The 1,008-nt window shown below is 73.2% G+C and carries 1 protein-coding gene; it reads right to left on the reverse strand.

Translation table 11 applies throughout. The features are described 5' to 3' along the window. Positions 1 to 1,008, reverse strand: a 1,008-nt coding sequence (locus J5Y04_RS41180; RefSeq protein WP_209417674.1) for a sugar ABC transporter ATP-binding protein, incomplete at both ends; no start/stop codon positions are given.

Consider the following 1,008-nt stretch of genomic DNA (forward strand, 5'->3'; position numbering starts at 1 on the left):
AGGAACAGGGCCTGGGCCTTGCGTTCCTCGGGGGCGAGGCCGATGCCGGCGGCGATCGCCGCCCTGGGGCGGCCGGGGCGCAGGGGTCGGCCGTCGAGGGTGATGGTGCCGCTGCGGACGGGGTGGTCCCCGGCGAGGGCGAGGGCGAGTTCGGAGCGTCCGGCGCCGATCAGCCCGGCGAGGGCGACGACCTCCCCGGCCCGTACCTGGAGGTCGATGTCCCGGACGTGGTCGGTGGTCAGGGAGCGGACGTCGAGGACGACCCGGTCGGTGGTGACGTCCTGGCGGACGAAGAGGGTGGAGAGGTCCCGGCCGACCATCAGGCGCACCACCTCGCCCTCGTCCGTGTCCGTGGCCTCCAGGACGCCGGCCACGGCGCCGTCGCGCAGGACGGCGATGCGGTCGGCGAGCTGGAAGATCTCCTTCATGCGGTGGGAGACGTAGATGACGGCGACGCCGTCCTGCCGCAGCCGGCGGATGAGCGCGAAGAGTGCGTCGACCTCGCTCTCCGACAGCGAGGAGGTCGGCTCGTCGAAGGCGATGACCTTCGCCTCGCCGGTCAGGGCGCGCAGGATCTCCACCAGCTGGCGCTGGGCGGGGGTGAGCTCGGAGCCCAGGAGGTCCGGGTCGAGGACCTTGTCGAAGCCCAGCCGTTCGAGGTCGGCGGTGATCCTGCGGCGCAGTCCGGCGCGGTCCAGGCGTCGTCCGGCGGTGCGGGGCAGGGCGCCGGCGTAGACGTTCTCGGCGACCGAGACGTGCGGGATGATCTCGGGTTCCTGCGGGATGATCCGGATGCCGGCCGCCCTGGCCTCCGCCGGGGAGCCGAACGAGACCGGCCGGCCGTCGGTCAGGATCCCGCCCTCGGTGGGCTGGTGGTCCCCGGTGAGGATCTTGAGCAGGGTGGACTTTCCGGCGCCGTTCTCGCCCATCAGGGCGGTGACCTGCCCGGCGGGGAAGTCCAGGCTGACGCCGGACAGGGCCTGGACCGCACCGAAGCGCTTGGTGACC

This window comes from Kitasatospora sp. RG8 (assembly GCF_017813315.1).
Lineage (GTDB): Bacteria > Actinomycetota > Actinomycetes > Streptomycetales > Streptomycetaceae > Kitasatospora.